Consider the following 14620-nt stretch of genomic DNA (forward strand, 5'->3'; position numbering starts at 1 on the left):
AGAATCTTTATCTGGAAAATCAAAAAACGCCGGCGCAGAAATCACCGAACCTGCCGAGATTTTCGCATACATGAATTCCTGCCTCCTTCATGACTGCAATCTTTGACTGGGCTGTGCCACTCGTGCCGTTGACGATAGCCCCTGCATGCCCCATGCGTCTGCCCGGAGGGGCGCTTAATCCCGCAATAAACCCGACTACAGGTTTACTCACTTTTTCAATGATATAGGCCGCAGCCTCTTCCTCTGCAGTGCCGCCGATTTCGCCCACAAGGACAATACCCTTTGTCTCCAGATCTTCTTCAAAGGCCTTGAGGCAATCGATAAAGTTTATTCCGTTTACCGGGTCACCTCCGATGCCGAGGCAGGTTGTCTGCCCAATCCCCTTTGTTGTCAGTTGATGCACAACCTCATAGGTCAGGGTGCCGGAGCGCGACACAACGCCGATCGGTCCGCCGGGCTTATGGATGAAGCCGGGCATAATACCGATTTTGCACTGGCCAGGTGTTATGATCCCAGGGCAGTTCGGCCCGATAAGCCTGACTTTTTTCCCGTTCAGATAATTTTTGATACGCATCATGTCGAGCACCGGAATGCCTTCGGTGATGGCAACGATGAGATCAACTCCACCGTCAATTGCTTCCATAATTGCCTTAGCGGCAAAGGCCGGAGGTACAAAAATCATGCTGCAGTTCGCCCCGGTTTCCTGTACAGCTTCCTTCACGGAATTATATACAGGCACATTGTCCATGATCTGTCCGCCCTTTCCGGGGGTAACGCCGGCCACGACCGTTGTCCCATATTCAATGCACTGCCGGGTATGGAATTGGCCCTCTTTCCCGGTAATCCCCTGGACAAGCAGTTTTGTTTCTTTATCTGCAAATATTGCCATGATCTCCTATCCCGCTTTTCTTAAGTCTCTCTTCATGTTCCGACGATCTCCGCAATCTTTCCTGCTGCAGCGTTCAGGTCCTCTGCGGTAATAAGATTCAGGCCTGAGGCTGCAAGAATTTCTCTGCCCTTCTCTACATTCGTCCCTTGCATCCGGATCACAACCGGCACCGTGATTCCGGTCTTTTTGGCTGCCTGGACAACCCCTTCAGCCAGGACATCGCACCGGAGAATCCCGCCGAAAATATTGATCAGAATTACTTTGACATTACGGTCGCTCAAAATGATACGGAAACCGTTTTCGACCATCTCCTCATTTGCTCCGCCGCCGACATCAAGAAAATTCGCAGGCGATGCACCGGCACTCTTGATCAGATCCATGGTGGCCATTGCAAGCCCGGCACCGTTGACCATATTGCCGACATTTCCATCCAGATTGATGTAATTGAGGTTGAATTTCGAGGCCTCAAGTTCGAGAGGGTCTTCTTCTTCAGTGTCCCGGTAGTTCAGGATATTCTTCTGCCGGAACAGGGCATTATCATCGATATCCATTTTTGCATCCAGTGCGATCAGATTCCCTTGAGTGGTAATCACCAGCGGATTGATCTCAAGCAAAGAACAGTCGGTTTCGATAAAAAGTCCATACAGATTTTCGATCAGCGAGGAAAACTTATGGGCAAGCGAATCAGGCAGATTAAGACCGGCCGTGATTTCTCTGCAATGGGCGGGGGCGAGTCCGGTGAGCGGATTAATCAGGACCCTGATTATCTTTTCGGGCTGCGTAGCTGCAACCTCTTCGATATCCATTCCGCCTGCCCGGCTTGCAATGATCATGATCTTTGCCGTAGACCTGTCCGGGATGATCGAGAGATATAGTTCCTGTTGGATATCAAGCCCCTGCTCCACCAGAAGTTTCCTGACCTTCTTGCCCTCGGGCCCGGTCTGGGGCGTCACAAGCGGTCTGCCTAATATTGCCTCAGCCGCGCTCTTCACCTCATCAAGACTCCTGGCAAGTTTAACACCGCCGCCTTTGCCGCGGCCGCCTGCATGAATTTGTGCCTTGACTACAACGGGGAATTTGCCGAGCCTTTCGGCAGAAGCAGAGGCTTCATCAGGGCTTGTGGCAAGATAGCCCTCAGGAACAGAAATGTGATGCTGACGAAACAGTTCCTTTGCCTGATATTCGTGGATCTTCATGTAACCGCCTCTTCCCTAAAATTCCTATACTTTGAAAACTATATTTTTGCTTAATATTAGCAGAGCAAACCCCAAGTCGGCAATACATTTATAAGATGTTTTTATAGTATCTAAATACCATTACTATTTGCTGCCCAATTAAATGCAAAAAGTGATTCTCTTTTGTTGAAGAGTTCATCTGTCATTCAACAAGTTTCAGCTGGCGCAACAATGAATATTGCAAGAAGAAAGGAGCAAAATGATCCTATTCGTTTACTCCTACTTCATCATTTCAGATGCAACGTTATTGGCAGGCAATAGAACGAAACTAGGATATAATATGTTGTAAGCAGATGATGAAAAGGATATTGCACAGAAATTAATGGGGGATCAATACTATGGGAAATCTTATGCCCGCAACACCACGGCTTCTTGATCAACTGGCAGATCTTACCTCCATAAGGGACCTCGAACTGCTTGAGTTCAGCCTGATGAAGACCTTGCACAGTTTTTTCAGACCCAAGGGAATAAGCATGATAAAGTTGGACATGAAATATCGGCCTCGGATGGAAATAGTCTTTGGAGAAAGCAAGTGCACTATCAGGCTTGAACAGATCTCCTTACCTGAGGCCACAAGGATGGCAATTGAGCATCTGGTTGCAAGCGAGGCGCGGCAATATATACTCAGGGATGGAGATGATCGCCTGATCATATACAATATTATCGAAACTCGCTCTGCTCGGACATTTTTGCTTATTACCACAAAGGATGAACTGAGCAAGATGGACTCGCATATGGTCTCCGGTGTGCTGCAGGTTTATCGAAACTTTTGTGATCTTTTGAGATACGCCCAGACTGACCTCCTGACCGGTCTTGCCAACAGAAAAACCTTTGATGAATGCATCATGAAGATTTATGAACTCATACCCACTGAAGCCGATGAATTCCCTGATGACCGGCGGGACAACAAAGCGATGAGTTACTGGCTTGCAATGATTGATATTGACCACTTCAAGGCAGTCAACGACAGGTTCGGGCACCTTTATGGAGACGAGGTGCTCGTCTTGATGGCGCAGGTGCTCAAGTCTGTATTCAGGGAAGACGACATGCTCTTTCGTTTTGGAGGAGAGGAATTTGTCGTGATACTCCGCTGTCCTGACAAGGAAGGCTGTAAAATAGCACTGGAGCGGCTGAGAAGGACCGTGGAGGAGCGAGAGTTTCCGCAGGTAGGAACGGTAACGATAAGCATCGGGGCAACCAGAATCGATCGAAGCATATTTGCCATGACGCTTATTGACTATGCAGACCAGGCCCTCTATCACAGCAAAAACAGGGGCCGCAACCAAATTGCGATGTTTGATGATCTGATTGCATTGGGCCTTGCCTCTGTGAAGGAAATTGAGTCTGGAGATATAACACTTTTCTGAGCAGAAAATATCTCAATAATACGTCTGACAAGATAAGGAGCTGAAAGTTACCCCAACAGCCAGTCGAACCAAATATTTCAGACAGAAACAGTTAATCGATCTGGCGGGCAAGGCCGGCAAGGACAGTTCCCGGGCCAACCTCGATAAACGTGTCGGCACCCTGCGCACGAAGGCCTTTGATTGTCTCAACCCACCTCACACTGCTGTAGATCTGCTTAACCAGATTCAAGGAAATAGAGTCATCCGAGTACGGCTGGGCACTGCAGTTGGCAATGCAGGGAATGTTCAGGCTGTTAAAGCTGAATCCGCCTAGAAATGTCTCGAACTCTTCTGCTGCCGGTTTCATATAGCGACTGTGAAAGGCGCCGCTGACAGGGAGTATAACCGCCCTCTTGGCCCCCTTTTCCTTCATCTGAGGTGCAACGGCCTCAATGTCTGCCTTGGGACCGGAGATTACGGTCTGGCCCGGGGAATTAAAATTGGCAACATCAATACTGCCTGCACCGAGCTCGGCCAAGGCCGTGGCAACAGCGTCTCCCGTCATGCCTAATATGGCTGCCATGCCTCCGCCGGTTGCTGCGTTCATCAGTGCGCCGCGCTTCTGGACCAGCCTGAGGCCAATGCCAAAATCAAAGGCTCCTGCAGCATACAGGGCAGCATACTCGCCCAGACTGTGGCCGATCACAAAATCCGGCCTAAGCCCCTCAACTTCGACCTTGGCCAGATAGCTCAGGATATCTACGACGTACAGCGCCGGCTGGGTGTAGTCCGTCTGTTTGAGCTTATCGTCAGGATTCAGAAGACAGAGTTCCTTGATCGAGTAACCGAGGATTAAATCCGCCTCTGCGACCAGATCAGGATAACGATCGAAAAGATCAGCACCCATACCAACTGCCTGGGAACCCTGACCTGGGAACATAAATACCGTTGTCATAAATTATTACCCTTTTAATTCCCTGATTTTTTTGGTAAGCATCGGCACGATCTCATTGGCGTCACCCACAATGCCGTAGGTTGCCACATTGAAAATCGGAGCGTCCGGGTTCTTGTTAATCGCAATGATCACATCAGAGGACTGCATGCCGACCAGATGCTGAACTGCTCCTGAGATGCCACAGGCAATGTACAGCTTCGGACTCACGGTCTTGCCGGTCTGGCCCACCTGATGGCGGTAAGGTATCCAGCCTTCATCCACAGCAGCCCGTGAGGCTGCAACTGACGCGCCGAGCACATCAGAGAGGTCATGCAGAAGCTGGAAACCTTTTTCATTTCCCATTCCCCTGCCGCCTGCAACGATAATATTGGCATCCTGAAGGTTGATCGCAAGTTCAGAGACCTCTTTCACGGTCTCGATCACTTTTGTGCGGGAAGATATGCCCTTTGCACTGACCTTGACGACCTCGCCGTTGCGTGCTTCATCATAGGTCCCTCTCTTCATCACGCGCGGTCTGACGGTTGCCATCTGGGGCCGGGCGTGGGGGCAAAAGATCGTTGCCATGATATTGCCGCCAAATGCCGGTCTGACCTGCAGCAGGTTCTTTGTCTCAGGATCGATCTCAAGGGATGTGCAGTCTGCAGTCAGTCCTGCCCTCAGCTTTGCCGCAACCCTCGGAAAGAACGACCGGCCGATCGGTGTTGCGCCGGTCAGCACGATCTCGGGCTTCTGCTCTGTGATCAGCTTTGAAAGGAGCGCTGCATACGGCTCGTCATTAAAGGCCTGAAACCCGGCCTCGTCACAGTGAAACACCTTGTCAGCACCCCAGCGCACGAGTTCCTTTGCATCATGGTCTGTACCTCCAAAGAGCACAGCACTAAGTTCGGTCCCGAGCTTTTCGGCGAGACCTCTGCCTGCACCCAAAAGTTCAAGAGAAACGCCGGCGACCTTGCCTTCACGCTGCTCGGCAAATACCCATACGCCTTTGCCCTGCGCTGTCTCCTTTGTATCTGATGCCTCTTTGACCTCAGAGATGGCTCCCTCAGGACAGACGCTCATGCAGGCCCTGCAGAGCTGGCACATTTCGGTAATCTCTGCCTTGTCTTCTTTTATCACAATGGCATCGTAGGGGCATGACTGAACGCATGCCTCACAGCCGGTGCATAATTGCCTGTTAACTTTTATATACATTTCAATCTCACCAGTTCCTTTACCAGAGTATCTATTTTTTCCTCAGAGGTGCCTTCCAGCATGGTCCGGTCCGTTTTTGCCTCAGGCGCAAAGATGTTCTTCACCTGTGTCGGCGACCCGTTCAGTCCGAGGTTTTTCTCATCAGCCCCTAAATCAGCAGCAGACATTTTTCTGATCTCGGCCTTCTTCGCAGCCATCTTGCCTTTCAGCGAAGGCAGTCTCGGCACATTCAGTTCCTTCACCACAGTCAGGAGCACCGGCAGCGATGATTCGACAACGTCATAGCCGTCATCCATCAGTCTCTGCACAACCAGCTTGTCAGCAGCCACATCAACGATCTTGCGGATATAGGAAATATGGGGCATATCCATGAACTCAGCCATTTCCGGGCCGACCTGAGCAGTGTCTCCGTCAATCGCCTGCTTGCCGCAGAGGATCACATCGGCACCGATCTGTTCAATCGCTTTTGAGAGTGTATAGGCTGTCGCCCAGGTGTCTGAGCCGGCAAACGCCCTGTCCGTAAGCAGCACTGCCTCGTCAGCCCCCATCGAAATGGCCTCGCGCAGCGCTGTCTCTGCCTGCGGCGGTCCCATGGTAAGGACCGTGACTTTGCCGCCGATCATCTCCCTGATCTGAAGACCGGCCTCAAGGGCATGCACGTCATAGGGATTACTAATCGTCGGAACGCCGTCCCTGATCAGCGTGTTCGTCTCCGGGTTGATCCTGACCTCAGCGCTGTCAGGCACCTGTTTAATACAGACAACTATCCTCATATGTTTGGTCCTTTCGATTTACGCGGAAATAACGATGAGTTGCATCTATTTTTGTGAGCTAAATTTTATCACAGCAGGTTTTAGAGCGTCAATTCAAGATCAGGCTTCATGGCAGCAAAACAGTACTGCAGTATTTAAAACTGGGGATATTGCAGGGGCGCGCTCAGCGTCTTCAAAAAGGCTTCGATCCTGACAAGCTCATCATCAGTCAAACCATCATGCTCAAGCTCCCTGCTTCCACTTTGCCGGTAAAAGCTCAGGACTTCGGACAGGGTCTTCATTTGGCCGGTATGCATGTAGGGCGGCCGCTCTGCAACATTCCGCAGTGAAGGTGTCTTGAATGCACCAACGTATTTAGCCTTATTCGTGTCGATGAATCTCAACTCTGAACATTCTTCAGGTTTGGCATCGCTGTATTTTCCAAAACAGTTGAATTCATCACCAAGTACCTTGTCAATGCCCTCTGCCCTGCCTCTGTCTTTGGCGTCACCGACACCTATATGATGAAAACTGCTGTTCGTAAAAAGCGGGCCCATGTGGCAGTTCGTGCATTTTGCCTTGCCGATAAAAAGCCTCAGACCATCAACCGCATTACTGTTCATCATCTTCTCTGCAGCTTTAAGGTCGTTCTTCGCCACAGCATCAACATATTGGTCAAAAGGCGCTGACTGGGGCAGTATCTGGCGCACAAAGGCAGCTATGGCCTTACCGATATTGGTATAGATCCTGTTTACGCTCTCCCTGTCCTCTGGCTTCATTGCCTTCCATGTCTTCAGCGCAGCAGGATTTCCTGTTCCGGGGCTTGCCTTTGGAGGGCAGCTCTTATGATCCATCCTCGGTAATTTCCCGAAGATTCCCTCATATTCCCTCTTATACTTGTCTCCAATCAGATGCGCGCACATTGAACGGGTAAAGCCGTGTTCCACAGGGCTCTCGATCGGCCCTATTGCCTGTGACCAGAGGCTGTCCTTTCTGCCGTCCCAGAAAAACCATGCATTGTACGCATTGCCGATCAGAGGCATGGTCCGCCTCGTGGTCGTGCCCATGCCCTTGCCAAGAGGGAGTGTATCGGTAAAACTCTGCTCCGGGATATGACAGGTTGCGCAGGAGACCTTGCCGTTGGCGCTGAACATTTTATCGAAAAAGAGTATCTTGCCGAGCTCTATTGCCAATGGATCGTCTGCATACTTATTGGACGGGTCGTTTGGGAGCGGGGGAAGGGAAGAAAGTGAAAGGGAGCGGAGAATTCTTAACTCTTCTCCGCTCCATGCATGTATCCCTTTAATATCTTTCTGATCAGCTGACGCCATTGCTGCGATGCAGCACATCACCAACAATCCGGCAGCCAGCAACACACTGTATCTGACAGCCCTGGGAAAAGAGATCCCAGATATCCTTTTCACGGGCCCTATCCAGTGATCTACTTCAACTGAAGATTGAATGTAACGGTATCTGTCTTTCCGCCGGCCTTGATCGTAAATGTCATGGTCCACCAGCCGGTCATGCTGAACTTGATGCCTTCAACCATATAGGTGCCGTCGCCGTAATTCTTCGTAACCTTGGGCTGGGTCGGCAATCCGTGGCCATGTTCCGGCATATCCCCTGATAATGTAATCTCGGCATCCTTCACTGCCTTGCCGTCAGCGGTCTCTACTTTCAGCTTCCAGATAATAAGCTTGTTGGGAGCAATCGCCTCGGGATCGCTCGTATATGAGGCATTAAAAGTGCCGGCCTTTGACTTCATACTCTTTGCATAATCTGCATCTGAGGTCGGCTTCTGAGCAGATGAATCAGCGCCGCCTGCGCAATGTCCACAGTTGCAACTTTTGCCGCATTGGCATCCGCCCTTGCCGCCACCCTTGCACGAGCATGTGCCCTTGCCGGTCTTGCAATGTTCACACATGCAGTCCTTGCCGCACTGGCAGCCGCCCTTGGCATCAGCCGCACAGTTGCATCCCTTGCCGTTGCCCTTGCTTTTGCATGAGCATTCACCTTTGCCGCTCTTGCAATGCTCGCACTTGCAGTCTTTACCACAGTCGCAGCCTTTTACTGCAGATTTACTATCTGCAGCATAGAGCTGATCAACAACAGGCATCACTGCCATGGAACCAAGAAACAGTACTGCAATGAGAATTACTCCGATTTTTCTGAACATATATTTCCCCCTGTCATTATTTACATATATTATTGTATAAAACTCAAAGCCGACTTACAAGCAGAATATTAATCTTCAGAAAGTGGCGGGGTCCTCTTCAGGGAGCATAGCCTCATCAAAGGGCATGACTTCAATCAGGGACATAAGAGATTCAAAACTGCGGAGCAACGGTCGGTAGTCGTAGTCTGCCATCTCGTCCCATGCGGCCCTGTCCACAAGCGCCTCGAACTCCTCAAGATCAAAGTCACTGTCAATAACACTACCTTTTCGGAGGGTCCCTATCAACACCCTCTCTTGCATCAAATCGAGAGTTTTACCCGGATCCAGCCGGTCCCTGTGCTCGGGGATCATAAAATAGAAACGCAGCCCAAAGACAAGCGCATCAAAAAGCGTCACAATACCGGCCGCAATCTTGCCCTGCATGAGTCTTCTTCTGGCGCCGCGGATATGCAGCCGCGCCCTGAGCAGTGCACCTTCGGCACTGTCAAAGCTCTCCTTCGTGTTCATCAATCCGGCATGCGGCATACGGTCAGCGCGCCTTCTGCGGTTTCAGTGCCTCCACATCGTATTTCCCTGCAGGCATCCTGTGGGCGAACACCTCCGGGAATGAAAATGCGGCTCCGTCTTCTATCTTTTTCGTTCTCGCTGAAATGCCCAGTTTCCACGCTCCATCCTTAGGGAGTCCCGTGTTCGATGCAAGATATAATCCACCTCCCTTTTCCGTAACCTTCAGAGGGGCTTCAATACCGGTAACCGTCACCATGACCTTTGCATCTTCAACATCCTCGTCATGGCTGTCATGTATCACAATACCGATCACATCCTTGCCTATCTTATACTCCTTTTCATCGAGCAGGACCTCGATGCTTACCTGCCCTTTCTCTGATATGGCAAAAAGCGTTTCATTAAAATGTTTCGTGAATTTTGCCGCCGACTCATGCTTGCCAGAATGTCCATAGACAAGCGCTGAACAGATCAAAACTATCACCCCAGCCAAGAGTATCCCTTTCATGGTGCCTCCCGTTTCATGACTGTAATGGCCTCTTTAAAAAATCTGATCATGCTTGACGCATGTCCGATTCGCTGATAGACTTCAATTAAATATATTATAGAGTATTTTGGGCTGATGAGAACGTTCATTCGGTCCAAAGGGAGGTCACCATGTCAGCAATGCTTGAACACAGAACAGAAGGATCACTTCAGGCAACAGCAATTCGCACAATGCTCATTTCACTCATTCTGCTGCTCGTGCTGCCTGTTACATCATGGGCCCACGGATTTGCAGGCAAAAGGTTCTTTCCGACCACGCTGAGTGTCGAGGACCCCTTTGTGTCTGATGAACTCTCATTCCTTTTTAATCACATACGGGAGGACAGTGTCACAAAAACGACATCTCTTGGCATCGACTATGCCAAACGCATCACGCCGCACTTCGGCGTCTCTATCGGCAGCGAGTACCAGAATATTGATGTGGCTCATGAAGGTTCGGAAAGCGGCTTTGGAAACCTCGAACTCGGCATAAAATACCAGTTCTTTACGAGTGAACTGCATGAGACAATACTTTCTGTCGGCGTCGGCGCAGAGATCGGCGGGACCGGTTCAAAGCGCATCGGGGCAGAGTCTTTTTCGATAATCTCCCCTGCTCTTTTTTTTGGCAAGGGGTTCGGCGATCTGCCCGATTCGGCGAAATATCTGAGGCCATTTGCCATCACCGGGGTTATCGGCCCAAACTTCGCGACAAAGAGTAAGGTAGTCACATATGTTACAGACGAGGCAACTGGAGAGACCGAACGGGAAGTGGAACAGATTCCGACCACCCTCAGTTGGGGCATCACGCTGCAATACAGTCTCCAGTATCTGCAGTCATTCGTAAAAGATGTCGGCCTCGGCGCTCCGCTCAACCGCTCGGTCCTTCTGCTTGAGTTCCCGATGGAGACCTGCCTGAACCGAGGCTGCAGCGGAGAAACAACAGGTTATGTGAACCCAGGCATCACGTGGGTTGGCAAGACCATGCAGTTTGGCATTGCTGCCCAGATCCCGATCAACGGGCGTTCAGGAAATCACGTGGGCGTCATCGGCCTGGTCCATTTCTTTCTCGACGACCTGTTTCCAAAGAGCATAGGAAGGCCGGTATTGCCGTGAGTGAGATCCCATGCCCTGCCGGAGTCTGATATACGCAGTCATATCTGTCCTTGTCCTGGCAGCATTGCCTCGCGCTTCCTACGGCCATGCGTTCCCTGATCACGCTGAACCGCGCGTCGGTTCAACTATTTCGGCGGCACCAAGCCAGGTCCGTATCTGGTTTACCGCAGCATTGGAGCCGGCCTTCTCAACGATCATTGTGCAGAATGCTGCGTCGAAAAAGGTGGACAAGGGAGACGGCAGGGTAAATCCCGCCGATCCTACCCTGCTCGAAACCAGCCTGCCCACTCTTTCATCGGGGACCTACAAAGTGATCTGGAATGTTGCCGCCCGTGACGGCCACAGGACCATCGGTGACTTCACCTTTGTAATTAAATGAGCGCTTCATCATGATGCAGGTCTTTTTGCATACAGCCGGGACGTTTGTTGACCTTGCAGCACTGGCTGCAGTGATTGGTATGGCCTGGTGCATCCTGACCCTGTCGCCGGGCAGGTCAATTCCGGAGATCACAGCCGCCCGCATGCACCGGTTTCTGATTGCAAGCCTGGTTCTCCTGCTAATGAGCAGTATCGACAGCCTTATACAACGCGCTCTCGAGATGAGCGGCCTTGGTGTCCTTTCCGTTGTTCCACTGCTTCCGACCGTTATATTCAAGTCGCACTACGGAAGTATGTGGATGATCAGGATTGCAGGACTTTTTGCAGCATTGGTTACCGTCATTGCCGGGAGGCGCTGGTCTGGCACCCGCCTTTTCGGTATTGTCCTGTTCTGCTCTGCAGCACTTATCGCCTTCAGCAGAAGCGCATCAGGCCATCCTGCTGACTTCGGTGATCTGAGCAGCCGGCAGATCGCAGACTGGCTTCACCTTCTGGCAGTATCCTGCTGGGCAGGAACACTCCTTGCATCTTTCTATCTCTTCGCTCCCTCACAGGCAAGATCGAATCAGGGTGACATTCCTTTCATTGAGGGGATTGCCGACCGGTTCTATCTGTCGTTTGGCCCTTTGCTGGCAATCCTCGTTGGAACCGGCATATATACTGCCAGGGCAACGGTCGGCAGTCTTCAGGGCCTTGTAACAACAACCTATGGCAGACTCCTTTTTGCTAAACTTGCGATCCTTGCGATCCTCGCTCTTCGTTCTGTCATACCGCCCTCCCGCGGCAATGACGATGCGGGTTATTTAATGACTTTTTTAAAGAGGTCTCGGATCGACGCAGTGCTGATGACCTGGATCCTGCTGATCGTTTCCCAGATCGTGCATACAATCCCGGCAGTTCATCAGGCCCATTTGGCTCAGGCTGCGGAGCCTCAGGACACTGCAAAAGAAGGGGAGCAGCCGCTTGTCACACTTGCGACCGACCCGCCCAGGATCATTGCAGGAAGCCCGGTGCGCATGACCGTCAGTCTCAGGGATCATAATAACAGACCGCTGCAGGGCATCGAACTTTCCCATGAACGCATACTCCATGCGATCATAATCAGCAGGGACCTGAGTTTTTTTGCCCATATCCATGCCGAGGATATAGGCCCTGTAACCGCCTCGATGCTGAAGGAGGCTGTCCTGCCACTGCAATTTACGTTCCCACGGCCGGGCGAGTATCTCATGGGATTGGATTTTGCCGCAAACGATGAGTCCTTCAGCAAGACTGTCCCGGTCATGGTTGCCGAGGCCCCTGCCATGGGCAGTCCGGCTGTCGACCTCAGCCGTATAAAGATTTTTGGTGATTACCATGTCAGCCTCGAACTGCCGCCAGGCGGAGCCCGGGCCGGTACGGATACGCTGCTGCGCTTTGTGATACAGAAAAACGGTAAGGCAGTTACCGATCTCGAGCCATATCTCGGGGCATCAATGCATCTGGCAGTGGTTTCTATTGACCGCAAGTCATTTATCCATGCCCACGGAGAGTTGCCGGGAGAGGGCCATTCCCATCAGGACCATCTGCATGCTGCAGCCCCGGCAAAATTCGGACCGGAGATCGATGCCGATCTGGTCATGCCTGTTAAGGGTATCTATAAAATCTTCAGCCAGGTGCAGCATAAGGGGAAGGTCCTGCTTTTCGACTTCATGATTGAGGTTCAGTAACCAATACAGCGCTCTAGCACTGATAAGGGCATTTTCAATAGATTGAAAGGAGAGATCACAATGTCAGAACAGAATGGTAAGCAGCTGGCTCAACTGTTAAACAGCAGGATGCAGGAGATCAGGATGCTTTGCGAAGGACTGAGCGAGGAGACCGCCTCGAAGTCGCCTGCAGGCAGATGGTCGCCCAAGGAGATCATCTCACATCTCATCGGCCCTGAGGGCGGCAGTTTTCTGCCCCTGCTCAGGCTCGCACTTGTGCAGGAAGCGCCAAGGCTGGACATCGAGGCAGAAAACCCGTTCTTTACTAACAGTCGTGCCGCGATGAGCATGAAGGAACTTTTGTCGCTCTGTGAAAAGGAATACCGCGATATCGCTGATTTTCTTGAAGGCCTCTCAGACGATCAGCTTAAGCGGGAGCTCTATGTCCCCCTGTTTAAGGACTTGCCGCTTACCGATCACCCATCGCTGGCAGTCTTCATTTCGGGAGTGGGCGGTTACCATATGGAGTTTCATATTAACCATATGAAGGAGATCCTCAAAGAGCTCGGGGCTCCTGACGCCTCTGTTTAAAGAAAGATTATTTGAAGGAGGACTGAAATGGGCTTTAAATCAATCTGCTTAGTCAGTCTGGCATTCTTATGGATCAGTTCAATCGCATACGGCCAGACGTCTTTCAGTAATAAGGATCTGGAACGCTATAAAACAAAGTCTGATAGCGGGCAGGGTGCAGATTACGATTCATCCAAGCAGGGATCGGAAACAAATTTCTCCAGGGAAACTTCCGGGGATTCTGATAAGGATTATTGGTGCAGACAAGGCCAACAGGCAAGGTCGGAAATCTCGACTGCCAACCGTAACGCCGCTGCCGCCCAGGAGCAGTATGATGACATTCATGCCCGTTTCATGACCAGGAATACGAAAATACGGATTCAAAAAGGAGAGGTTGACGACGCCAGGAGGAAGCAGGATGAAGCTATCGAGGAAGTCGATCGGGCAAAAAAAGCTCTTGAACAATTAGAGTCAGAGGCGTTCAGAAATGGAATTCCTCCTGGCTGGCTGAATTGCAATTTCAACTGAGGCCGATGAGACATGCCGGCATATAAGGGCATCTGGCTTGGGAGATATCGCACATAACGAACAGCATGAATGGAGGCATAGCATGACAAAAGAGACCTTATCCGTAAAGATCGGTTTCCTCAGGGCCGGCTGGTGGCTCATCCACGTTGGGGGGATCGCCCTGGTATATATTCTCGGACATCTGGCGGGGAACTAACATGCTCAAATACTTCATGCGCTATAAGCCGGGCTGGTGGGTCCTTCATATCGTAGTGGTCGCGTTGACCTTCTATATCGGAAGCATCGTCACCTTCAGGTTTTAGGACGAGAGATGAAAAAAAACACTCTGCTGACCGCCCTTTTCCTGTTGGCTGCATCAGGCCTGATGCTCCATCTCAGGATCCATTTTTTCATAGTCCCTGACAAACTGCATCCGGGCGAATATATCTTTGACGGCACAAAACTGCTCGCTTCCCTCTTGCCGCTGATCGATGTCGTAGTGGTAACCGCCCTCTTCTTCCATAGAAAGACCGCAGTATATGGCTATCTCTTAAACGGTCTTATCGTGATCTACGGCACGGTAATCATGGCCCATTACAGCATTGCAGAGATACTGGCAAAGTCGATCCCGTTTCCAGCCATGCTGCTTAAGTCAACCCTGCCGGATATCGGGATTGCATGGGCCGACTTTTTCGTTGGTAAAGCCTTGTATGACCTGCATATGAGAGGCGGAAGCGCCCCTTCACCTAAAGATTAAGACCGATTGCTGATCGGAACAAATCTGATAAACTAAC

At 51.0% G+C, this 14620-nt stretch carries 16 protein-coding genes; 7 read left to right on the forward strand and 9 right to left on the reverse strand.

Annotation, left to right across the window (positions count from 1 at the left end):
* Positions 1 to 19 precede the first annotated feature (19 nt).
* Positions 20 to 889 (reverse strand): succinate--CoA ligase subunit alpha, encoded by an 870-nt coding sequence (sucD, locus tag HZB31_13795; GenBank protein MBI5848993.1) that lies wholly within the window; start codon positions 887 to 889, stop codon positions 20 to 22.
* A 32-nt stretch (positions 890 to 921) separates the two neighbouring features.
* Positions 922 to 2085, reverse strand: coding sequence for an ADP-forming succinate--CoA ligase subunit beta (gene sucC, locus HZB31_13800; GenBank protein ID MBI5848994.1), 1164 nt, complete (start codon positions 2083 to 2085; stop codon positions 922 to 924).
* Between the two features lie 377 nt (positions 2086 to 2462).
* On the opposite strand from sucC, the gene HZB31_13805 reads away from it, so the two are divergent.
* Positions 2463 to 3491, forward strand: a complete 1029-nt coding sequence (locus HZB31_13805) for a GGDEF domain-containing protein (GenBank protein MBI5848995.1) — start codon at positions 2463 to 2465, stop codon at positions 3489 to 3491.
* Between the two features lie 91 nt (positions 3492 to 3582).
* Here HZB31_13805 and fabD read toward each other — a convergent pair whose 3' ends face one another.
* The 7 genes from fabD to HZB31_13840 all read right to left on the reverse strand — a co-directional run bounded on the left by fabD (position 3583) and on the right by HZB31_13840 (position 9556).
* Positions 3583 to 4410, reverse strand: a complete 828-nt coding sequence (gene fabD, locus HZB31_13810; protein ID MBI5848996.1) for an ACP S-malonyltransferase — start codon at positions 4408 to 4410, stop codon at positions 3583 to 3585.
* A gap of 21 nt (positions 4411 to 4431) precedes the next feature.
* Positions 4432 to 5616: a 4Fe-4S binding protein gene (locus HZB31_13815; GenBank protein MBI5848997.1), complete on the reverse strand. Its 1185-nt coding sequence runs from the start codon at positions 5614 to 5616 to the stop codon at positions 4432 to 4434.
* Complete coding sequence (locus tag HZB31_13820; protein ID MBI5848998.1) at positions 5607 to 6389, reverse strand: electron transfer flavoprotein subunit beta/FixA family protein; 783 nt, start codon at positions 6387 to 6389, stop codon at positions 5607 to 5609. Before HZB31_13820 ends, HZB31_13815 begins: the two co-directional genes overlap by 10 nt.
* 134 nt (positions 6390 to 6523) lie before the next feature.
* The gene (locus tag HZB31_13825) at positions 6524 to 7792 is read right to left on the reverse strand and encodes a cytochrome-c peroxidase (GenBank protein ID MBI5848999.1); all 1269 of its coding nucleotides are present in this window, start codon (positions 7790 to 7792) and stop codon (positions 6524 to 6526) included.
* A gap of 17 nt (positions 7793 to 7809) precedes the next feature.
* Positions 7810 to 8544, reverse strand: coding sequence for a FixH family protein (locus tag HZB31_13830; GenBank protein ID MBI5849000.1), 735 nt, complete (start codon positions 8542 to 8544; stop codon positions 7810 to 7812).
* Between the two features lie 75 nt (positions 8545 to 8619).
* Positions 8620 to 9069, reverse strand: coding sequence for a hypothetical protein (locus HZB31_13835; protein ID MBI5849001.1), 450 nt, complete (start codon positions 9067 to 9069; stop codon positions 8620 to 8622).
* Positions 9070 to 9073: 4 nt separating this feature from the next.
* Positions 9074 to 9556 (reverse strand): hypothetical protein, encoded by a 483-nt coding sequence (locus HZB31_13840; protein MBI5849002.1) that lies wholly within the window; start codon positions 9554 to 9556, stop codon positions 9074 to 9076.
* A 296-nt stretch (positions 9557 to 9852) separates the two neighbouring features.
* Here HZB31_13840 and HZB31_13845 point away from each other — a divergent pair, with 296 nt between their 5' ends.
* The 6 genes from HZB31_13845 (at position 9853) to HZB31_13870 (ending at position 14583) form a co-directional block, all read left to right on the forward strand.
* Positions 9853 to 10686: a hypothetical protein gene (locus tag HZB31_13845; GenBank protein ID MBI5849003.1), complete on the forward strand. Its 834-nt coding sequence runs from the start codon at positions 9853 to 9855 to the stop codon at positions 10684 to 10686.
* A 10-nt stretch (positions 10687 to 10696) separates the two neighbouring features.
* Positions 10697 to 11065, forward strand: a complete 369-nt coding sequence (locus HZB31_13850; GenBank protein MBI5849004.1) for a copper resistance protein CopC — start codon at positions 10697 to 10699, stop codon at positions 11063 to 11065.
* A gap of 10 nt (positions 11066 to 11075) precedes the next feature.
* Positions 11076 to 12770, forward strand: coding sequence for a hypothetical protein (locus tag HZB31_13855; GenBank protein ID MBI5849005.1), 1695 nt, complete (start codon positions 11076 to 11078; stop codon positions 12768 to 12770).
* Between the two features lie 60 nt (positions 12771 to 12830).
* A complete protein-coding gene (locus HZB31_13860) occupies positions 12831 to 13340 on the forward strand; it encodes a DinB family protein (GenBank protein MBI5849006.1) in 510 nt (169 codons plus the stop codon).
* A 27-nt stretch (positions 13341 to 13367) separates the two neighbouring features.
* The gene (locus HZB31_13865) at positions 13368 to 13847 is read left to right on the forward strand and encodes a hypothetical protein (protein ID MBI5849007.1); all 480 of its coding nucleotides are present in this window, start codon (positions 13368 to 13370) and stop codon (positions 13845 to 13847) included.
* Between the two features lie 310 nt (positions 13848 to 14157).
* Positions 14158 to 14583 carry a hypothetical protein gene (locus tag HZB31_13870; protein MBI5849008.1) on the forward strand — a complete coding sequence of 142 codons (426 nt, stop codon included), beginning with the start codon at positions 14158 to 14160 and terminating at the stop codon, positions 14581 to 14583.
* Positions 14584 to 14620 lie beyond the last annotated feature (37 nt).

The organism is Nitrospirota bacterium, from assembly GCA_016235245.1.
GTDB lineage: Bacteria > Nitrospirota > Thermodesulfovibrionia > Thermodesulfovibrionales > UBA6898 > UBA6898.